20 protein-coding genes are annotated in these 20,417 nt (G+C 65.9%); 8 read left to right on the forward strand and 12 right to left on the reverse strand.

Annotated features, from left to right (window positions below):
* Positions 1 to 47: 47 nt before the first annotated feature.
* On the reverse strand, positions 48 to 965 hold the full coding sequence (locus tag LDZ27_RS15715; protein ID WP_244816903.1) for a LysR family transcriptional regulator: 918 nt from the start codon (positions 963 to 965) through the stop codon (positions 48 to 50).
* Positions 966 to 978: 13 nt separating this feature from the next.
* Positions 979 to 1,830, reverse strand: a complete 852-nt coding sequence (locus LDZ27_RS15720) for a 3-hydroxybutyryl-CoA dehydrogenase (protein ID WP_244816904.1) — start codon at positions 1,828 to 1,830, stop codon at positions 979 to 981.
* A gap of 376 nt (positions 1,831 to 2,206) precedes the next feature.
* Between LDZ27_RS15720 and LDZ27_RS15725 the strand changes: the two genes are divergently transcribed.
* Positions 2,207 to 3,343 carry a DUF2827 domain-containing protein gene (locus LDZ27_RS15725; protein ID WP_244816905.1) on the forward strand — a complete coding sequence of 379 codons (1,137 nt, stop codon included), beginning with the start codon at positions 2,207 to 2,209 and terminating at the stop codon, positions 3,341 to 3,343.
* Positions 3,340 to 4,497, forward strand: a complete 1,158-nt coding sequence (locus tag LDZ27_RS15730; protein ID WP_244816906.1) for a DUF2827 domain-containing protein — start codon at positions 3,340 to 3,342, stop codon at positions 4,495 to 4,497. Before LDZ27_RS15725 ends, LDZ27_RS15730 begins: the two co-directional genes overlap by 4 nt.
* A 14-nt stretch (positions 4,498 to 4,511) precedes the next feature.
* On the opposite strand, the gene LDZ27_RS15735 is transcribed toward LDZ27_RS15730, so the two are convergent.
* Positions 4,512 to 4,991, reverse strand: a complete 480-nt coding sequence (locus LDZ27_RS15735; protein WP_244816907.1) for a 2,4'-dihydroxyacetophenone dioxygenase family protein — start codon at positions 4,989 to 4,991, stop codon at positions 4,512 to 4,514.
* Between the two features lie 132 nt (positions 4,992 to 5,123).
* Here LDZ27_RS15735 and LDZ27_RS15740 point away from each other — a divergent pair, with 132 nt between their 5' ends.
* Genes LDZ27_RS15740 through LDZ27_RS15755 form a run of 4 tightly spaced genes read left to right on the forward strand, consistent with a single transcriptional unit; the run spans position 5,124 to position 7,955 of the window.
* Positions 5,124 to 6,050, forward strand: coding sequence for an ABC transporter ATP-binding protein (locus LDZ27_RS15740; protein ID WP_244816908.1), 927 nt, complete (start codon positions 5,124 to 5,126; stop codon positions 6,048 to 6,050).
* Positions 6,047 to 6,808, forward strand: a complete 762-nt coding sequence (locus LDZ27_RS15745) for an ABC transporter permease (protein ID WP_244816909.1) — start codon at positions 6,047 to 6,049, stop codon at positions 6,806 to 6,808. The genes LDZ27_RS15740 and LDZ27_RS15745 overlap by 4 nt, the downstream gene beginning before the upstream one ends.
* A 45-nt stretch (positions 6,809 to 6,853) precedes the next feature.
* The gene (gene msrB / locus LDZ27_RS15750) at positions 6,854 to 7,360 is read left to right on the forward strand and encodes a peptide-methionine (R)-S-oxide reductase MsrB (RefSeq protein WP_244816910.1); all 507 of its coding nucleotides are present in this window, start codon (positions 6,854 to 6,856) and stop codon (positions 7,358 to 7,360) included.
* Between the two features lie 13 nt (positions 7,361 to 7,373).
* Positions 7,374 to 7,955: a hydrolase gene (locus LDZ27_RS15755; protein ID WP_244816911.1), complete on the forward strand. Its 582-nt coding sequence runs from the start codon at positions 7,374 to 7,376 to the stop codon at positions 7,953 to 7,955.
* Between the two features lie 260 nt (positions 7,956 to 8,215).
* On the opposite strand, the gene LDZ27_RS15760 is transcribed toward LDZ27_RS15755, so the two are convergent.
* Entirely contained in the window at positions 8,216 to 9,376 is a 1,161-nt protein-coding gene (locus LDZ27_RS15760; protein ID WP_244816912.1) for a metallophosphoesterase, read from the reverse strand.
* Between the two features lie 326 nt (positions 9,377 to 9,702).
* Here LDZ27_RS15760 and LDZ27_RS15765 point away from each other — a divergent pair, with 326 nt between their 5' ends.
* Positions 9,703 to 10,314 carry a hypothetical protein gene (locus LDZ27_RS15765; protein ID WP_244816913.1) on the forward strand — a complete coding sequence of 204 codons (612 nt, stop codon included), beginning with the start codon at positions 9,703 to 9,705 and terminating at the stop codon, positions 10,312 to 10,314.
* 24 nt (positions 10,315 to 10,338) lie between these two features.
* Here LDZ27_RS15765 and LDZ27_RS15770 read toward each other — a convergent pair whose 3' ends face one another.
* Both LDZ27_RS15770 and gabT read right to left on the reverse strand, forming a co-directional pair.
* Positions 10,339 to 11,799, reverse strand: coding sequence for an NAD-dependent succinate-semialdehyde dehydrogenase (locus LDZ27_RS15770; RefSeq protein ID WP_244816914.1), 1,461 nt, complete (start codon positions 11,797 to 11,799; stop codon positions 10,339 to 10,341).
* Positions 11,800 to 11,808: 9 nt separating this feature from the next.
* The gene (gabT, locus tag LDZ27_RS15775; protein ID WP_244817297.1) at positions 11,809 to 13,032 is read right to left on the reverse strand and encodes a 4-aminobutyrate--2-oxoglutarate transaminase; all 1,224 of its coding nucleotides are present in this window, start codon (positions 13,030 to 13,032) and stop codon (positions 11,809 to 11,811) included.
* A gap of 340 nt (positions 13,033 to 13,372) precedes the next feature.
* On the opposite strand from gabT, the gene LDZ27_RS15780 reads away from it, so the two are divergent.
* Positions 13,373 to 14,569, forward strand: coding sequence for a M20 aminoacylase family protein (locus tag LDZ27_RS15780; RefSeq protein WP_244816915.1), 1,197 nt, complete (start codon positions 13,373 to 13,375; stop codon positions 14,567 to 14,569).
* Between the two features lie 21 nt (positions 14,570 to 14,590).
* On the opposite strand, the gene LDZ27_RS15785 is transcribed toward LDZ27_RS15780, so the two are convergent.
* From LDZ27_RS15785 to LDZ27_RS15810, 6 genes are all read right to left on the reverse strand, one after another.
* On the reverse strand, positions 14,591 to 16,132 hold the full coding sequence (locus LDZ27_RS15785) for a methyl-accepting chemotaxis protein (RefSeq protein WP_304657616.1): 1,542 nt from the start codon (positions 16,130 to 16,132) through the stop codon (positions 14,591 to 14,593).
* Positions 16,133 to 16,288: 156 nt separating this feature from the next.
* Positions 16,289 to 16,450 carry a hypothetical protein gene (locus tag LDZ27_RS15790; RefSeq protein ID WP_244816917.1) on the reverse strand — a complete coding sequence of 54 codons (162 nt, stop codon included), beginning with the start codon at positions 16,448 to 16,450 and terminating at the stop codon, positions 16,289 to 16,291.
* 19 nt (positions 16,451 to 16,469) lie between these two features.
* Complete coding sequence (locus LDZ27_RS15795; RefSeq protein ID WP_244816918.1) at positions 16,470 to 17,081, reverse strand: glycosyltransferase family 9 protein; 612 nt, start codon at positions 17,079 to 17,081, stop codon at positions 16,470 to 16,472.
* A gap of 465 nt (positions 17,082 to 17,546) precedes the next feature.
* A complete protein-coding gene (locus tag LDZ27_RS15800; protein ID WP_244816919.1) occupies positions 17,547 to 18,041 on the reverse strand; it encodes a hypothetical protein in 495 nt (164 codons plus the stop codon).
* A 125-nt stretch (positions 18,042 to 18,166) separates the two neighbouring features.
* The gene (locus tag LDZ27_RS15805) at positions 18,167 to 19,675 is read right to left on the reverse strand and encodes a UdgX family uracil-DNA binding protein (protein WP_244816920.1); all 1,509 of its coding nucleotides are present in this window, start codon (positions 19,673 to 19,675) and stop codon (positions 18,167 to 18,169) included.
* Between the two features lie 112 nt (positions 19,676 to 19,787).
* Complete coding sequence (locus tag LDZ27_RS15810) at positions 19,788 to 20,375, reverse strand: NTP transferase domain-containing protein (protein ID WP_244816921.1); 588 nt, start codon at positions 20,373 to 20,375, stop codon at positions 19,788 to 19,790.
* Between the last annotated feature and the right edge of the window lie 42 nt (positions 20,376 to 20,417).

Consider the following 20,417-nt stretch of genomic DNA (forward strand, 5'->3'; position numbering starts at 1 on the left):
GGATTCACAAGAACGTCTCCGCGAGGAGGCCCGCGCTCGACAGCGCGCTACGGCGCAACGTCGATGCCTTCGACGAGGCGTTTCGCCAGGCGCGGCTCGCGCAACTGCTCGATCCACCATTGCAGCGCGCCTCCTTCGTGGTCGCCGCGCCACGCGACGTAAAGCACGTTCGGCTCGCGCGGATCGGCGGTTGCCTTTTCCACGAGTTCGCCGCGCTTCAAAAGCCCCGCCGCGCGATGCCGCGGCACCCAGCCCGTGCCGAGTCCCTGCCGCTGCGCAAGAATCTTCGCCCGCATGCTGGGCACGGCAAGCACCGCCTGCCCGCCGACGACGCCATATCCGCGACCCGCCGGCGCGCGCGACGAATCCGCCACGACGACCGCCCGATGCGCGGCGAGATGCTCGCGCAGGAGCGGTTCTTTCGCATTCGCGAGTGGATGGCGCGACGCCACCGCGAACACCCATTCCATCGCGCCCAGTTCGAACCAGCGCAGGCCGGGAATGGCGGGCGGCTCGTTGGTCGCGCCGACGATCAGATCCGCGCGGCCGTCGCGCAAGGCTTCCCATGTGCCGCTCAGGATTTCGTGCGTGATGCGCAGCGTGACGCCCGAGCCGAATGCATCGAAGGCCTGCACGAGCGGCAGCAGCGTTTCGAATTCCAGAATCTCGTCGCAGACGATCCACAGCCGGTCCTCCCAGCCGCTTGCGATCTGCTTCACGCGCTGCGTGAGCCGCGACACGTCGAGCATCAGGCGGGCGGCTTCATCGGCGAGAAGATGGCCGGCGGGCGTCAGTTGCAGCCGATACTGCCGCCGGTCGAACAGCAGCGCGTCGAAGCGCGCCTCGAGTTGACGCGCCGCGTGCGAGACCGTCGACGGCGCCTTGCCGAGCCGCGCCGCCGCGCGCGACAGGCTGCCGGTCGCGCGAATCGCTTCCAGCAGCGCGAGTTCTTCCGCCGACAACATGCCGTCGCCCGCCCTAGTCGTAGCGATACACGCCGTGCTTCGTCTTGCGTCCGAGCCGCCCGGCCGCGACCAGTTCGCGCAGCAGCGGACACGCGCGGTACTTCGAGTCGCCGAAGTCCTTGAGGAACACGTCCATCACGGAGAGGCACACGTCGAGACCGATCAGGTCCGCGAGCGCGAGCGGACCGATGGGGTGATTCGCGCCGAGCTTCATGCCCGTATCGATTTCCTCGGCCGTCGCGACGCCCTCGTAAAGCACGAAGAACGCCTCGTTGATCATCGGCACGAGAATGCGGTTGACGACGAACCCCGGCGAATTGCGCACGCCGATGGGCGATTTGTCGAGCTTTTCGGTGAGCGCGCGCACGGCGGCGGCGGTTTCGTCGCTCGTCTGCACGCCGCGAATCACTTCGACTAGTTGCAGGAGCGGCACCGGATTGAAGAAGTGCATGCCGATGAAACGCTCGGGCTGCGCGAGCGTCGCGGCGAGCGCGGTAATCGAAATGGACGACGTGTTCGACGCGACGATCGCATCGGGCCGCGCCGCCGCCTCGATCTGCTTGAGGATGCGCTGCTTGAGTTCGACGTTCTCGGTCGCGGCCTCGATCACGATATCCGCCGCCGACAGCCGCGCGTAATCGGTCGCCGTCTCGATCCGGGCGATGGCGGCATCGCGCGCCGATGCGTCGAGCTTGTCCTTCGAGACGAGCCGCTCGAGGCTGTTCGTGAGCGTGGCGACGCCCTTTGCGAGCGCGGCGTCGGTAACGTCGATCAATACGACCCTGAACCCCGCGACGGCTGCGACTTGCGCGATGCCGTTGCCCATCGTTCCCGCCCCGACGATACCGACGGTCTGAATGCTCATGCTTTGCTCCTCTTGGTTGTCGACGTCCGATTCTAACCAGCCGATCCGCACGCTGCCCGCCGGCGTGCTGCGTCGTGCTGCGTCGTTCTGCCTTGCGATATTTCCGAAAGTTTGACCTACACTCAGTTGATCGAGCGGCCGCCGACGGCCAATTGATAGAATGCCGCGCCGTTCAGCGGCCGTCGTCGCATTCCGCGCCAGGCAAGCCTTTCACCGGTTGCCGTTCACGCTTCACGGCTTTTCGTCTTCGCTTCGGCCCGCCCAACTGTTTCAATCGTCGCGTCGTTCGGCATTCCGGTCATTGTCTCGAATCATGGTTCGGGTACGCGCCGCGTGTCGGCGGCAGCGTCTTTTCGGAGTATTGAAAGTGGTGTCAATGAGAATCGGCATTTCAATGGCGAGTTATGAAGGGCAAAGCGTCTGGTCCAACGGCATGGGGCAGAACATCGTTTTCCTGGCGGAACTGTTTCAGCGCTTGCCCTTCGTGTCGTCGGTCGTACTGATCGATGTCGGCGCGCTCGCCGCGATGCCGCAGGACGCGGGCATCGCGGACAAGGGGCTGCGCATCATCACGATGCGCGAAGCGACCGATGCCGTCGATGTGATCGTCGAACTCGGCGGCGCGCTCGATGTCGGCTGGCTCGATCTGATGCGCGCGCGCGGACGCAAGGTGGTGTTTCATGTCGTTGGGCAGCCGTATCTCGGCCTCACCGAAGCAGCCGTCTTCCAAAAGCCGGGTCACATGTCGCGCCCCGACCGCTGCGACGAAGTGTGGCTGCTGCATAAAGACGCGGAACTGGCGCCGATCATGCGGACGCTGCATTGTTGCGACGTGTTCGAAGTGCCGTATATCTGGCACCCGCAATTTCTTCAGGCGCGCATTGCGCACGTCGCGCAACATGGCTATCGGTACGGCTATCGGCCGCGCGCCGAAGCGGGCACGAGCGCGCTGCGCGTCGGCATCTTCGAGCCGAATATCTCCGTGCAGAAGACCTCCAGCATCCCGATGCTGATCTGCGAGGAAGCGTATCGCGTGGATAACGGCAGCATCGCGTCGATGGTGGCGCTCAACACCTTCCACATGAAAGAGCATGCCACGCTGCTGCACATGGCGAACTCGCTCGACCTCGTGCGGGATCATCGCGCGCTCTTCGAAGGCCGCCACGACGTCGTCAGCTTCATGGCGGTGCACGGCGACGCGATCGTTTCGCATCAATGGGCCAACGACCAGAATTACCTTTACCTCGACGCGCTCTATGGCGGCTATCCGCTCATACACAACTCGCCGTGGATCAAGGACGCCGGCTATTACTATCCCGACTTCGACGTGCAGGAAGGCGCGCGGCAATTGCTGCGCGCGCAACGAGAACACGACGCCGCTCTCGACGACTACCGTGAGCGCGGCCGCCGCGTGATCGAAGCCGTGAATCCGTTCAGTCAAGCCAACCTCGAAGCCTACGCGCAACGTCTCATGCATCTCTGGAATCGCCCGAACGGGAGCGCCGCACAATGAGCTCGCTCAACAGTAGCAGCAAGAAAACCGCGCCGCGCCGCCTGCGCGTCGGCGTGTCCGTCTATGTGCGCGGCGCCGGTCAGTCGATGTTCGAGAGCGGCATCGCGCAGAATGCGTTGTTCCTCATTCAGTTGCTTGCCCGCTCCCCGCGCGTGGAGGCCGTGTATATCGTCGCGAGCGGCGACGGCACACGCGAGGATGCGAAGCGCTTCATGGCCGATGCGCCCGCGCCGATCATCGAGCCGGAATCGGCGCTCGGGCGCCTCGACGTCATGATCGAGCTGCACGCGCAGGTGGATCGCGAGTGGGTGCTCAAGTTTCGCGAACGCGGCGGCAAGATCGTCTCGATGCGCGTGGGCAACGACTACGTGCTCGACATCGAGCGCATGATCTTTTCGCTGCCGCCGGCGGGACTGGTGCCGCAGGTTCCCTACGACGCCGTGTGGACGCTGCCGGAATACGAGCGCTCCTGCAAGCCGTACTTTCGCGCGCTCGGCCGCGCCCCGGTGACGATCGTGCCGCACATCTGGAGCCCGATGCTCCTGGAGAAAGACGCCCGCAATCTGCCCGAAGGTCTTGCATTCGGTTATCAGCCGGGCAAGCGGCGCTGGCGCATCGGCATCTTCGAGCCGAACGTCTCGATGGTGAAGACGAGCTATGTGCCGATGCTCAGTTGCGAGTGCGCGCACAGGGCCGACCCGAACGTGATCGATGGGGTGCGCGTCTACGGCACGGCCAAGCTCAAGGAGCAGCCGACGTTCGTGGAGTTCGCGCGCAATCTGGATATCGTGAGGCATAGTCTCGCTTCGTTCGAGGCGCGGTTTCCGTTCGCGCAAATCGTGCCGCGCGAGGTGGATGCCGTCGTCAGTCATCATTGGGAAAACGCGCAGAACTATCTGTATTACGAGGCGCTCCACGGCGGCTATCCGCTCATTCACAACTCGCACCTGATCGGCGATTGCGGCTACCGCTACGAAGGCTTCGACTGCGAAGATGGCGGCCGCGCGCTGCGCAGCGCGTTTCAGCGGCACGACACGAATTTCGACGCCTACCGCGCCACCGCGCAAGCCTTTCTGCGCACGCTGGACCCGCTTCACGAAGCGAATGTGCGCGCCTACTCGGACGCGCTCGACGCCCTCTACGTCAAGCCCTGAAGCAAGGCCGCGCGCTAGCCGAACGCCGTCAGGTCTCTCGGCGTGAGGCCCAGCGCGCGGCAGTGCGCGGCGTACCGATCCCATCCGGTGCGCCAGTTCTCGGTTGCGAGCGTGCGTCCGCTTTCGTCGACGAAAACGAGTTCGCCCTGAATGATGTTGAGGGTGACGATGGTTTCCTCGCCCGCGACCGGCGCGACCGCCTCGGGCGTGTGACTCGACCCCGCCGTTTCATACACGATGCTTCCTTTCTCCGCGATCCACTCGTGCTCGCGGTACTTCCAGCGCCCCTCGACGGTATAGACGATGACCGTGCCCGTATGCCGATGCCGCGGCATCTGACCTTTGGCCGGCGCTTTGAGAAGCGCGATGGTCTCGCCGCGAATGGGATCGAGCTTGAAGTACTTGACGAGCACATGCTCGCTGTAGGGCGTGAAGGGCACCCACGGCAGATCGGCGTCGTTGAGGCACGCGGTCTGGATGTGTTCGAACAGCATGACGGCTCCTATGGCATGAAGGTGCATCGAGTCGACGTATTGTAGGCAGCGCGTCGCGCCGCGAACATCGGCCGTTCGGACTACACCTTTCGGATCGAGCCGATTCGCGCGGTATCTGCTATCGTCCACGCCATGCCGAACATCATCAACATTTCGAACCTTTCCAAGACCTACGCGTCGGGGTTTTCCGCGCTCAAGGACGTGAACCTGGAGATCAGGCGCGGCGAAATTTTCGCGCTGCTCGGCCCGAACGGGGCGGGCAAGACGACGCTCATCTCCACCGTCTGCGGCATCGTGAATCCGAGCCACGGGAAAATCACCGTGGCGGGCCACGATATCCTCACCGACTATCGCGCCGCCCGCGCGATGATCGGCCTCGTGCCGCAGGAACTCACGACCGACGCCTTCGAAACCGTCTGGGCCACCGTCTCGTTCAGCCGGGGTCTCTTCGGGCGTGCGCCGAACCCGGCGCATATCGAGAGCGTGCTCAAGTCGCTGTCGCTGTGGGGCAAAAAGGACAACAAGATCATGACGCTCTCGGGCGGCATGAAGCGGCGCGTGCTGATCGCGAAGGCGCTCGCGCACGAGCCGGACATCCTCTTTCTCGACGAGCCCACGGCCGGCGTCGATGTCGAACTGCGGCGCGACATGTGGAACCTCGTGCGCTCGCTGCAAGCGAAGGGCGTCACCATCATTCTGACGACGCACTACATCGAGGAAGCCGAGGAAATGGCGGACCGGATCGGCGTGATCAATCGCGGCGAGATCGTGCTCGTCGAGGAGAAAGCCGAACTGATGCGCAAGCTCGGCCAGAAGAAGCTCACGCTGCAGCTCGAACATGCGCTCGCCGCCATTCCCGCGCCGCTCGCGCCATATGGCCTCGCGCTGTCGGGCAACGGCAGCGAGCTGACTTATACCTACGACGCGCATGACGAGCCGGGTCGCATCATTGCGCTTTTGCGCCATGTCGATGAAGCCGGCGTGCGCTTCAAAGATTTGCAAACGACGCAAAGTTCTCTCGAAGACATCTTCGTGAGTCTCGTCAGGGAAGCCAAATGAATCTACACGCTGTTCGCGCAATCTACCGCTTCGAAATGGCGCGCGCCGGGCGCACGCTCATGCAAAGCATCGTGTCGCCCGTCATCTCCACGTCGCTCTATTTCGTCGTCTTCGGCGCGGCTATCGGCACGCGCATTCCGCAAGTCGACGGCATCAGCTACGGCGCGTTCATCGTGCCGGGCCTCGTCATGCTGTCGCTTCTCACGCAAAGCATCGCGAATGCGTCGTTCGGCATCTACTTCCCGCGATTCACGGGCACGATCTACGAACTGCTCTCGGCACCGGTCTCGTATCTCGAACTCGTCGTGAGCTATGTCGGCGCGGCGGCGACGAAATCGATCATCCTCGGGCTCATCATTCTCGCGACGGCGCGGCTTTTCGTGCCGCTGCGCATCGATCATCCGGTGTGGATGATCTTCTTTCTGCTGCTCACATCGGTGACGTTCAGCCTGCTCGGGTTCATCATCGGCATATGGGCGGACGGCTTCGAGAAGCTTCAGATCATTCCGCTTCTGATCGTCACGCCGCTGACGTTTCTTGGCGGCAGCTTCTACTCGATCAATATCCTGCCGCCGTTCTGGAAGACGGTCGCGCTGTTCAACCCGGTGGTGTATCTCATCAGCGGATTTCGCTGGAGTTTCTACGGCCTCGCGGACGTGCAGGTCGGCACGAGCCTTGCGATGACGGTCGTGTTCCTCGCGATCTTCGTCGCGATTGTCGCGTGGATTTTCAGAACGGGATACCGCCTCAAGGCATGACGCGGCCCCGGCCGGCGCGACGAGAAAACAGATGGCGTTCATCCGATGAAAATCATCAGACGCACGAAACGCAATTTTCTCGGCGCAATGGCGGCCACGCTCGCGGGCGGCGCCGCTCCGTGGCGCGGCTCGATGGCCGAAACGCGTTCGGGCCTTCTTACGTCTTACGAGATCGAACACAGCCGAACGCACTGGCGGCGGCGCCTGTCGACGGAGCAATATCGCGTGCTGCGACGCGGCGCCACCGAGCCGCCATTCAGCAGTCCGCTGCTGGCGGAAGCGCGAAACGGCACGTTCGCATGCGCGGGCTGTGGTCTGCCGCTATTCGCGTCCAACGCGAAGTTCGATAGCGGCACCGGCTGGCCGAGCTTCTGGAAACCGCTCGACGGCGCCGTCGCCACCGACGCGAGCGCGTCATCCGTGATGTTGCCGAACGAAGTCCATTGCCGTCGCTGCGGCGGTCATCTGGGTCATGTCTTCGACGACGGACCCAAACCCACCGGCCTGCGCTACTGCATCAACGGCACGGCCCTCGTCTTCCGGCAAACATGATCGACCGCCTTCAATGAGCGCTCCCGAACTTCAACTCGATGCGCGCAAGACCGCGCTCGTGCTGATCGATCTCCAGGCGGGCATCGTCGCGATGCCGCTGCAACCGAACAGCGCCGCGAGCGTCCTCGCCAACGCGCGCGCCCTGGCGGACGGTTTCCGTGCGCGCAATGCGCTGGTTGTGCTGGTCAAGGTTGCATTTCCGGGCGCTCCCGGCGGCCTGCGGCCCGTCACCGATGCTGCCCGCGCGCAGGAGACGGCGGAGCCGGCCGGCTGGAGCGACAGCTGCGCGGAACTGGGCGCGGGCGCGTCGGACATCGTCATCACGAAGCGGCAGTGGGGCGCGTTCTACGGCACTGACCTCGACCTGCAATTGCGGCGGCGCGGTATCGACACTATCGTGCTTGGCGGCATTGCAACGTCGATCGGCGTGGATACGACCGCGCGCGCTGCCTACGAGCATGGCTATCAGCAAATTTTCGTCGATGACGCCATGACCGATCTGCACACGGAGCCGCACGCGTCGACATGCCGGTTCATTTTTCCCCGCATCGGACGGATTCGTTCGACGGCTCAGGTGCTGAAGGCGCTTGCGTAAGCGCGATGAATCGCTGGCAGTGCGCAGACAACCTTCGGAGTCCGTTGCAATAATCGCGCGCAACGACGGCAGGGATACGGTTTAAGAAATATCGTGTGGCGAGCGGTTCGCCATTGCTTTAACTTGTCGTCACTTCGTTGGCGGGATTTCCCGCTCGCCAATGAAGGGCGTCCGTTCATTCCCGTGTCCGGACGTCGCGCTTTCCCCGAGCGCCGGACGCGCGCCATCGACGCGCGTCCACTTCCTCAGCGCTTCCCTCCTCAGACCACCCCGGCGACAAGCCGAACCCGCGTAATTTCCGACGGTGCGCCAAGTCGCTTAGGCGGCCCCCAATATCCCGTGCCTCGGCTCGTATAGACCCACAGTCCGTTGAACTTGACGAGTCCGGCGACGAACGGCTGCTGCAATCGCACGAAGAAATTCCACGGCACGAACTGGCCGCCGTGCGTATGACCGGAAAGCTGCAACGAGAAGCCGGCTTCGGCGGCTGCGGGCGCGCTGCGCGGCTGGTGCGCGAGCAGCACGCGCACCGCGGCGTCGGCGGGAGCGCCGTCGATGGCTTTCGCGGGATCGCTGCGATGCGCCGGATCGAAACTGCCCGCGCCGTAATCGGTCACGCCGGCAATCACGGCTCGCGCGCCGTCGTGGTCAAGCACGACGTGCTGGTTCAGCAGGACGGTCAGCCCGAGCCGCCGGAACTCCGCGATCCACTTGTCCGCGCCAGAGTAGTACTCGTGGTTGCCGGTGACGAGGAACGTGCCGTGCCGTGCGCGCAAGCCCGAAAGCGGGCGCGTGTGGTCCGCGAGATGCGGCACCGCGCCGTCGACGACATCGCCCGTGACGGCGATCACGTCCGGCGCTAGCCCGTTCACCGCCGCGACGATGCGCTCCACGTAAGGCCGCTTGATCGTCGGGCCGACGTGGATGTCGCTAATCTGCACGATGGTGAATCCTTCGAGCGCGGCGGGCAGGCCGTCGATAGGCACGTCCACGCTCACCACCGGCGCGCGCCGCCGCGCGTTATAGAAGCCGACCGCCGACAGCACGACGGCCAGAAACGGCACGCCGAGCGCGCTCTGCGCGACGAGTCTCGGCGAGCCGATCGGCGTGCCGCGCAGCCAATCGGCGAGATGCACGCCTAAAAGCAGCAAATCACGCGCGAACGTCAGCACGAGCAGGGATGAGAAAAAGCCCAGCGCGGTCAGCCCGAGCCACGCGAGCCGGTCCGACAACGGCTGCTGCTCGATATTGCGCGCCATCATCCCGAGCGGGATCAGGACGAGCGACGCAACGAGCAACAGCGCCGCGAGCACCTTCAGTGCAATGCCGACGGGCGCGTCGGGAATCAGCCGCACGCCCACGTAGAGATGAAACAGAACTCCGATACCGATGAAGCGGATAAAGAATGCGGAACGTCGCATAGCGCCCCTGTCGGCCGGAGCCGGCGATTCCGCGCCCGGCTTCGGCCCATGCAAGATGATTGTCGTGGAATGGAAGGGAAGGGCGGCAACGCGTTCAGCCGGCGTGCCGCCAAGCAGCCGATTCTACCGGTTCACCGCAGATCGCGCCGCGCGCGGCGCGGCTCGCCGAAGATGGCGTGCGATTGACGATTTTCGACGTTCCATCGGACATTTCTCTCAGCCGGGGCGAACGCATAGCGCGATTCGATTCTCAGCCTCCCGACTCCGTGATATTGAATGCTTGGCAGTGCAGATTTCGTTCAGATATCGGCAAGGAGCGGACAAGCATGAACATGAAACAGCGCGCACTTTCGATTCTCCCGATGACCGTGCTCGCCGCGGCGATGAGCGCGGCATCGGCGCAAGGCAACGACGATTTGAGCAAGGAAGCGCAGCAGGTCATTGCCTCGGCGCCGCCCGTCCACGTACAGGCGACGATCACGGGCATCGATCCGTCGAGCCGCATGGTGACGGTGCACGGTCCGCACCGCGACGCGACGGTCATCGTCAGCAAGGAAGTGACGAACTTCGATCAGCTTCGCGTCGGCGACAAAGTGGATGTGCTGTACAAAAACGCGCTGCTCGTAACCGCCGAACGGGTGACGGGCGCGGGCATTCGCAAGCGCGTCGATACGCAGACGCTCACGCCGGCGTCGGGGCCGGGCGGCGCGAGCGGTTTCGATTCATCGCGTCAGGTCGAGGTTCTCGCGACGGTCGAGAATATCGACAAAAAGCGCCGCACGATCACGCTGCGCGGTCCGTGGCGCACCGAGACGCTCGACATGTCGCCGGACTTCGCGTCGCAGAAACTGAAAAAGGGCGATACGGTTCACGCGGTCTTCGTCTCGGCGGCGGCTGTCAAGGTGACGCCGGTGAACGCGCCGAACGCGGCGCAGTGAGCCACGTCCGGCATCGAGCCCGCACTACACCGCGACGCACAGATACTTGACGACGAGGTAATCGTCGATGCCGTAATGCGAACCTTCGCGGCCCAGCCCGGACTGCTTGACGCCGCCGAACGGCGCGACTTCGTTCGAGATCAGTCCGGTGTTGATGCCGACCATGCCGTATTCGAGCGCCTCGGCCACGCGCCACACGCGGCCGATGTCGCGGCTGTAGAAGTACGCCGCCAGTCCGAATTCGGTGTCGTTCGCGAGCCGGATGGCTTCGTCATCGGAGGAAAATTTGAAGAGCGGCGCGACCGGCCCGAAGGTTTCTTCCTTCGCAATCTTCATGTCGGACGTGACGCCCGCGAGCACGGTCGGCTCGAAGAAGCCGTGCCCGAGCGCGTGCCGCTTGCCGCCGACGGCCACGGACGCGCCTTTGGCGAGCGCGTCGCCGATATGCGTTTCGACCTTGCGCACCGCGGCTTCGTCGATCAGCGGTCCGAGCGCGACGCCGCTTTCCGTGCCGCGCCCGACCTTGAGCGCGCCGACTGCCGCGGCCATCTTCTGCGCGAAGGCGTCGTACACGCGTTCGTGGACGTAGAAGCGGTTCGTGCAGACGCAAGTCTGTCCGCTGTTGCGATACTTCGACGCAATCGCGCCTTCGACGGCGGCGTCGAGATCGGCGTCGTCGAATACGATGAACGGCGCATTGCCGCCCAGTTCCAGCGTCACTTTCTTGACGGTCGGCGCGCTTTGCGCCATGAGAAGACGCCCGACCGCCGTCGATCCGGTGAACGAGAGCTTGCGCACGATCGGATTGCCCGTCATCTCGCCGCCGATGGCTTTCGGGTCGCCGGTCACGACGCTCAGCACGCCCTTCGGCACGCCCGCGCGCTCGGCGAGGACCGCGAGCGCGAAAGCGGAGAAGGGCGTGGCCTCGGCCGGCTTCACGACGATCGGACAGCCCGCCGCGAGCGCCGGGCCGACCTTGCGCGTGATCATCGCGGCGGGGAAATTCCACGGCGTGATGGCGGCGCACACGCCGATCGGCTCCTTCGTCACGACGATGCGCTTGTCGGCAGCGGGCGTGGCGAGCGTATCGCCCGCGACGCGCTTGCCTTCCTCCGCGAACCATTCGATGAACGAGGCCGCATACGCGATATCGCCCTTCGCTTCGGCGAGCGGCTTGCCTTGCTCGGACGTGAGAATGAGCGCGAGATCGTCGGCGTTCGCGAGCATCAGTTCGTACCAGCGGCGCATGATGGCCGCGCGCTCCTTCGCCGTCTTTTTGCGCCAGCCGGGCCACGCGGCATTCGCGGCTTCGATGGCGCGCCGCGTTTCGCCCGCGCCCATCTTCGGGACGTGGCCGAGCGTCTCGCCATTGGCCGGATCGCGCACGTCGAGCGTCGCGCCGTCCTCGGCTTGCTGCCATTCGCCGTCGATGAAGGCGTCGTGGCGCAGCAGCGCCGGATCGTTCAGTTGATCGCGCAGGCTCATGTCGCGCCCTCAGGCCGCCGCGTCGACGGTTTCCGTCAGCACGTCTTCGAGAATGGCCAGCGCTTCGTCGAACACGTCCTGCTGGATGGTGAGCGGAAAGAGGAACCGCACGACGTTGCCGTACACGCCGCACACGAGCAGCAACAGGCCGCGTTCGAGCGCGCGCGCCTGGACGCGCTTCGCGTAATCGGCGTCGGCTTCGCGCGTGCCGGGTTTGCATAACTCGACCGCGACCATCGCGCCGGGACCGCGCACATCGGCGATCTGCGGCACCTCGCGCCTGAGCGCGTCGAGCTTCGCCTTGAGCGCGTCGCCGAGCGCGACGGCGCGCTCGCACAGCCGCTCGCCGTCGATGATGTCGAGGACCGCGTGCGCCGCCGCCACCGCGAGCGGATTGCCCGCATACGTGCCGCCGAGTCCGCCGGGCGCGGCGGCGTCCATCACGTCCGCGCGGCCCACGACGCCCGACAGCGGCATGCCGCCCGCGAGACTTTTGGCGATCGTCATGAGATCGGGCGCCACGCCGTAGTGCTCCATCGCGAAGAGCTTGCCGGTGCGCGCGAAGCCGGTTTGCACTTCGTCGGCGATGAGCAGGATGCCGTGCTCGTCGCAGATCCGGCGCAGGCCGCGCACGAATTCGACGGGCGCGGGATTGAAGCCGCCTTCGCCCTGCACCGGCTCGAAGATGATGGCCGCGACGCGCCGCGCTTCGACATCGGCCTTGAAGAGATGCTCGATGGCGCGCAGCGAGTCATCGACGGACACGCCATGCAGCGCATTCGGAAACGGCGCGTGATAGACGTCCGACGGGAACGGCCCGAACCCGATCTTGTACGGCGCGACTTTGCCGGTGAGCGCCATGCCCATCAGCGTGCGGCCATGAAAGCCGCCCGCGAACGCGATGACGGCGGGCCGGCCGGTCGCCGCGCGCGCGATTTTCACGGCGTTCTCGACGGCTTCCGCGCCCGTCGTAAAGAACGCGGCCTTCTTCGCGTGGTCGCCCGGCGCGCGCGCGCTGATCTTTTCCGCGAGCGACACATACGACTCATACGGCACGACCTGATACGCGGTGTGCGTGAAGCAGTCGAGTTGCGCGCGAATGGCCTCGACGATCTTCGGATGACGATGCCCCGTATTGCAGACCGCGATGCCCGCCGCGAAGTCGATGAAGCGCCGGCCTTCGACGTCCCACAATTCCGCGTTCTCGGCGCGCGCCGCGTAGAAGTCGCACATCACGCCGACGCCGCGCGGCGTCGCGGCATTCTTGCGGGTTTGCAGATCGGCATTCTTGAGAGGGGCGTTCACGGGAAGTCTCCTTTAGTGTGTCTGTTCGTGGCCGGGCCGCGATCCAGAGCCGACTATAGTGAGATTTGGCCCTTGCGCTCAGAGCCATTTCATAAAAGCTGGGGGAGCCATTCATCGGGCGCTGCGCGGCGCGCGTGCAAAAAAAGCACACGCGGGCGCGGCGGAACTGGCACACGGCGCGCGACTGGAGGATCATGTGCGCCTTTTCCGCGAGGCGCGCGCGAGGCCAGCCGCGCCGCCTGTTTCAACCCAGCCAGGGCTTTTTCCCATGACGAACGCTTCGTCCGACCACCGCTACACCGAAATCGCCGATCTCTCCGACGACGCGCATTCGCTGCGCGACATCCGCCACGACATCCACCGCCATCCCGAGCTGTCCTACGAGGAGACGCGCACCGCCGCGCTCGTCGCCGGGAAGCTCGAGGAATGGGGCTGGCAGGTGACGCGCGGCGTGGGCGGCACGGGCGTCGTCGGCACGTTGAAGGCGGGCGGGGGCGCGAAGAGCATCGGCTTGCGCGCGGACATGGACGCGCTGCCGATCGTCGAGCAGACGGGCAAGCCCTACGCGAGCGAAGCGCACGGCAAGATGCACGCGTGCGGTCACGACGGCCACACGACCATGCTGCTCGGCGCGGCGCGCCATCTCGCGCGCACGCGGCGCTTCAACGGCACGGTGCACCTGTACTTTCAGCCGGCGGAAGAGCATGGCGTGCCGAGCGGCGCGCAGAAGATGATCGAAGAGGGCCTTTTCGAGCGTTTTCATTGCGATGCCGTCTTCGGCGTGCACAACCATCCGGGCGCGCAGCCGGGCACGTTCCTGTTCCGCAAGGGGCCGTTCATGGCCGCGGGCGATCAGGTGTCGATCGACATCGAAGGCGTGGGCGGACACGCGGCGCGGCCGCATCTGTCGGTCGATCCGGTCGTCGTCGCGGCGAGCATCGTGATGGCGCTGCAGACGATCGTCGCGCGCAACGTCGATCCGGCGCAGCCCGCCGTCGTCACCGTCGGCTCGATGCACGCCGGCACGGTCAACAACGTCATTCCAAACCGCGCGACGCTCGAACTCTCGGTGCGCTCGTTCAGCCCGCAGGTGCGCGAGCTGCTCAGGCGCCGCATCGGGGAACTGGTCGAATCACAGGCGGCGAGCTACGGCGCGAAGGCGAGCGTGAAGTATCTCGAAGGGTATCCGGTCGTCGTCAATTCGGACGCCGAGACGGAATTCGCCGCGCAAGTGGCGCGCGAACTGGTGGGCGAGGAGAACGTCGTCGCCCATGCGGATTTGCTGATGGGCAGCGAGGACTTCGCGTTCATGCTGCAGGAACGGCCGGGCACGTTCCTGCGCATCGGCAACGGCGCGGGCGAGGACGGCTGCATGGTCCACAACCCGCACTACGACTTCAACGACAAGAACCTGCCGGTCGGCGCGGCATACTGGGCGCGCCTCGTCGAGCGATTCCTGGCGTAATTCGTCGTCTAACCGCGAGCCTTACGCCGGCAGCCTGAAACTGCCGATCGCCTCGCGCAGCCCGTCCACCTGATCCTTCAGCGAATGCGCGGCAGCCGCGGCCTCTTCCACGAGCGCCGCGTTCTGCTGCGTCACCTGATCCATTTCGACGACCGCGCGATTCACCTGCTCGATGCCCTCGCTCTGCTCGCGCGAGGCGTCGCTGATCTCGTCGAGAATCTCGTTCACGCGCCGCACGGACTGCACGATCTCGCTCATCGTCGTGCCGGCGTTCGACACGAGCGATGCGCCAAGCCCGACCGTCTGCGTCGACGTTTCGATGAGCGCCTTGATTTCCTTGGCCGCGCTCGCCGAGCGTTGCGCGAGGCTGCGCACTTCCGCCGCGACGACCGCGAAGCCGCGTCCCTGTTCGCCCGCGCGCGCCGCTTCGACGGCCGCGTTGAGCGCGAGAATGTTCGTCTGGAACGCGATGCCGTCGATCACGCCGATGATGTCGCCGATTTGCTGCGAACTCGCGGTGATGCGCGTCATCGTGTCGATGACTTCGCCCACGACGCCGCTGCCGCGCGTCGCCACGTCCGCCGCCTGCTGCGCGAGGCGCGCGGCCTGCGCCGCGCTTTGCGCGTTGTTCTTCACGTTGGCCGTCATCTGGTCCATGCTCGACGCCGTCTGCACGAGCGCCGCCGCCTGTTCCTCGGTGCGCTGCGACAGATCGGTATTGCCCGCCGCGATTTCGGACGCGCCCACGTTGATGTTCTCGGTGCCGTTGCGCACGCGCGAAACGGTGGCGACGAGCCCGCGCTGCATCGTCGAGAGCGCGTGGAGCAGGCTCGTTTCGTCGTCGGGATGCACGTTCACCGCTGCCGTCAGATCGCCTTGCGCGATGCGGTGCGCCGCGTCCACCGCGAGTTCCAGTTCGCCGCCGAGATTGCGCCGGATGCTGCGCACGACGACGAGCATCGCCGCCGTCGCCGCCGCGCCGAGCAGCGCCGTGATCGCGAGCCAGCGCAGCGCGCTCGAATAGAACGCGGCTTGCACATCGTCCATGTACATGCCGGTGACGATGTACCAGTCCCACGGCGCAAAGCGCTGCGAGTACGAGAGCTTCGCGACGGGCTTCTCGCTTCCCGGCTTCGCCCACAGATAGTTGACGAAGCCGCCGCCCGACTGGTCGCCCGCCTTCACGATATCGACGAAAAGCCGGTTGCCCGCCGGGTCCGTGTACGTGGACAGGTCCTGGCCGATCATCGCGGGCTTGATCGGATGCATGACCATCGTCGGGTGCGAATCGTTGATCGAGAGATAGCCGTCCGCGCCATAGCGAATCGCGCCGACCGCGTCGAGCGCCTGCTTTTTCGCCTGCTCGTCCGTGAGCGTCTTGTTGGCGGCGAGCGCCGCGTAGTGCGAAACGATTGCGTGCGCCTCGCCGACGAGCGATTTCAACTGTTCCTTGCGGTCGTCGATCATCGACGACCGGTTTTGCCACGCCCCGATCCCGCCAATGGCGATCAGGCCGATCCACAGCACGGCGACCAGCGAGCCGAGCTTCCTGTTCAACGTCATTCTTTTCATGTGTGCGCTCGCGATGTCTACGTCGGTCCGACGTTTCTGGACGATGCGGCGGCGCGCGCCGCCGCATGCCTCCTTTACGGCAGGCAGAGCGGCGGATACAGGGCGGGGATACCCGGAGCGCGTCCGGGCGACGGCTTTGAGCGGCGCTCAGAAGCGCCGGATCGGGTCTTTGTCGGGCGGCGCGTCCGGATGCTGCGGCTCGTCGGGACGATGCCCCGGCGACGGCGGCGTGAGCGGATCGGCTTCGGGATCGCGGTTCGGGTCCGCGATCGGGTCCGGAACGGGAGTCGTTTGCAGGTCGAATTTCATCGTGGCCTCCGAGGGAAGGTCAGAGTGCATCGTGTACGGCCGGCATGTGCAGCGTGAACGGACGGCCCGGATGCGCGTTCTCCACGTCGGAAAGCTCGGCGCGGGCGCGTCGCGCGATCGTCGCGCTCGACGTATCGCGCGGATGTTCCGACAGCACGACATGCGGCGTCCCGAGCGCGCGCGCGAACGCGACGGGCGAGGGCGCGGCGGCGTCGTCGGAGAGAAGAAGCTGCGCATCGGCAATCAGGCGCGGCAGCGTGCGCGGCGCGACGGCGCCCACGAGAAAGAGCGCGGCGGTCTGCATCGTGCCGAGCACGCCGGCGGTGCGCTCGGGATCGGGCGCGTCGCCGATGATCGCGATCTGCCAGCCATCGGCGGCGAGCTGATCGGCGACATCGGCGTAACGTTCGGCGGGCCACGCGGGGCTAGCCTTGTGGCTGCCGGGGTGAATCAGCACCAGCCGCTCCCGTTCGATGCCGTGAAACGCGACGAGATCGTCGTATTGCGCGTCCGATAGCGCATCGCCGGAGGGCGACGCCGCCGCGCTCGGCGCATCTGCGATGAGCGACGGGGCAAGCGTCAGTTCGGAGGACAGCGCGTCGGTCAGCGGGGAAAGGGGATTGGCTCGCATCCTGGCTCCTGCAAATGGCATGGCCACGGCTTCGTTTCGCTTAAAGGCGAATGAGGCCGGGTCGAGGCAGTTATTGCAGCACGCGGCATGCCCAGAATGTGCGGTACGACACAAAGCCGCCGCCTCGCGTGGGAAAAGCGGCGGCGCGAGAGGCGACGGGGAGCGAGAGGTTACGTTTCGGCGTTGCCGTCCTGCGCCGGAGAGTGACAGGACACAAGGCCGCCGCCTTGCGTGTGCGAAAAGCGGCGGCAGGGAGAAAGAGGTTACGTTTCCGGATTGCCGTCCTGTGCAGACGTGCAACAGGACACAAAACCGCCGCCTCGCGTGTGCGGAAAGCGGCGGCGCGAGAGGCGAAGAGGTTGCGTTTCGGCGTTGCCGTCATGTCCGGGCGTGCAACAGGACACAAAGCCGCCGCCTCGCGTGTGCGAAAAGCGGCGGCAGGGAGACGCAACAGGGAGAAAGAGATTACGTTTCCGAACTGCCGTCCTGCGCCGGCAGTTCCTTCGGCGTGAAGGCTTCGGCGCGGCGGCGGATGCCATCGATTTCGCCGGTGACGAAAGTGCGGTTGTCGGCGGCCAGCGCCTCCTGATACGACGCGCCTTCCGGCACGCGATGCAAAAGCGCGCGCAGTTCGCCCTGCGTCGTCTGTTCGACCGGCTCGTAGTCGTAAAGGCCGAGCGCGAGTTCGGCGCGTTCGTGCAGCAGGAAAAGACACGACGCGAACACCGCGACCGCCAGCACTTCCTGCGCGCCGAAGCGGAATTCGTGCGGCAGCGGCGAGAACGGCAGCCACGCGACGAGCGCCGCGCCGCCGAGCGCAAGCGCGATGGTGGCATTGAGCAGGATGCCTGCGCGCGAGACGATGCGTTTGCGTTCGGTGTGCAGTTGCCCGGCCGATTTCGGTACGAGCGCGGTCACGGAGTGTTGCTGGCGAAGAGCTTCGAGCGGGAGAGCGGCCATGAATGTGTCGTCCGGATGAGCGCCGACGGCGGCGCGACACCGCTATAACGCCCGGCTTACAACCGCGTTGACGACGCTTTCGTCTTGTTGCGCTCTGTTTCTTCCTGTTGCATTCGGCCAGGCGTTCAGCGCGTGCGGTCCTTGACCGGCGTGCGCACGGTGGCGGTGCCATCGGCGATTTGCCGCGCGAACACGAGCGCCTCCACGATCGTTCCGAACACTTCTTCGCGCACTTTGTCGTCCTCGAGGCGCAGCCAATACGACGGATGGTAAGTCGGCACGACGATGCGCCCCTTGTGCTCAATCGTCTTGCCGAGATACTCCGAAAGCGCCGTGCGATGCCCCGTGAGCGCCTTGAGCGCCGTCGCTCCGAGCGCGACGACCACCTTCGGCCCGATGCGCGCGAGCTCTTCGTCGAGCCAGTAGCGGCACGCCTCGCGTTCGCGCTGCGACGGCGTGACGTGCAGCCGCTCGTTGTCCTGGCGATGTGCGTCCCACTTGAAATGCTTCACCGCGTTGGTCAGATACAGCGACTCGCGCGTGAGCTGCGCCTCGCGGATGGCGTCGTCGAGCAGCGCGCCCGCCGGCCCGACGAACGGCTTGCCCTCGCGGTCTTCGTGATCGCCCGGCTGTTCGCCGACCAGCATGACGCGCGCACCCACCGGACCCGCGCCGGGCACCGCCTGCGTCGCGTTGCGCCAGAGCGAGCAGCGCTTGCAGGCGTCGAGCGAGGGCGGCTCTTTCAGCGACGTGCCCTTGAGCGGCTCCAGGTCCGTGTTCAGCGCGACTTCCATGTCCGCCGGCACGTTGCACGGATGACGGTCGCGCCGCGTGTAAGGGTCCGCGCGGGCGATCAGCGCGGGGTCGGCGCGCTCGTTCGGCGGGCTTTTCCAGTACCGCACCGGCATGTGCGATGCCATTTCGGCGGCGTTTTCGAGCGCCGGCGCGAACGTGCTCTCGTAGTACGCAAGCCATAACGCTTCGATGGCGTCGCCGCTGACGGCCTCGCCGCTCATGGCGTCCGCGCTGACGCCGAAATCCATCGGCTTTTCCTCCGGCTCGCTCGTGCGATCCACGCGCAGCAGCGCGCCGTCCCAGAACGCCGCGCCGTGCGGCGTTGCGATCATCCACGTAGCGCTGCCCATGCGCGTGGCGAAGTGCATGGCGGCGTGTTCCAGCAGGTCGTGCACCGGCTCGCACCAACTGATGAACTCCGGCGGCCCGAGCGAGGAATCCCGATGCCGGAAGCGCAACGTCGCGCGCATCCGGCTTTCCTCCGCTTGCACGGCTTCCATCATGTGATGCAGGCGCTGCCCGTCCGCGTCTTCCACGGACGCCACCGCGCGGTCGCCCTGCGTCCAGCGCCACAGCAGCTTGTAGAGGAACGGCCAGCGGTCCGGCGCGCGATAACACGCCGCCGTTTCCAGCATGGCGAGAAATTCGCGGGCGATCCTGACCGGCTTGGGCGCGTTCGGGTCCGCCGGGCCGCACGGTGCGCTGACCGTGCCGAACACCGTTGCGGAGGCGTCCGACTCGCGCCACAGCACGTCTTCAGGCGGCACGCCCTCCATGACGAGCGAGCGCGCAACGGTGCGCCACGCAGCGAACGACGGGTCGAGTGTGACGCTTTTCATCGGAAGCCGGAACCAGAAAATGCCGAAAAGTACTGTATATCCATACAGTGATTTTAGCGGCGGCTCCGGTCTTCAGGCAATCTTTTTGGGATGATCGCGCCCTTTGAAACATTCAAGCGTCGTGCAAGTCGCCCGGCTGATCGACGTCGCGCAGCACGTTCGGATCGTCCACTTCGATGACGAGCGGCGGCGTCGTCGCGAAGAGGCCGCGCGCGCCGGCATCGCCGTCGAGCGCCGCGAGCGCCGCGCGATGCCCGCCGCCGAAGCCGGCCGGATGTCCGCGCTGCCCGCGATAGAACGGCGCGACGAGCGGCGCGCCGCCATCGAGCGCACGCGCGACCGCTTCGATCGTCGCGGAATCGATCCACGGCATGTCGCCGAGCGCGACGATCCAGCCGTCGGCCTCCGGCGTCGCGCGCACGGCGGCGGCGAGCGTCGCGCCCATGCCGCGTTCGGCGTCGGCGCTGAAAATGACGTCGCAGCCCGCCTCGTTGAGCACATCCGCGAGCTTTTCCGCGCCGGGCCGCACGACGGCGACGACTTCCGCCACCACCGACAGCAGCCGGCGCGCGGCGTGGAACACGACCGGCGTGCCGTCCGGCAGCGCGGCGAGCAGCTTGTTGTGCAGGCCAGAAGGATCGAAACGGGTGCCGAGACCGGCCGCCAGCAGGATGCCGGTCGCATTCGACGAATAGGTCACAAGCGCGGCTCAAGGGAGAAGGGAACGCCGATTGTGCAGCGC

The sequence above is a fragment of the Caballeronia sp. Lep1P3 genome (genome assembly GCF_022879595.1).
In the GTDB taxonomy this organism is placed as follows: domain Bacteria; phylum Pseudomonadota; class Gammaproteobacteria; order Burkholderiales; family Burkholderiaceae; genus Caballeronia.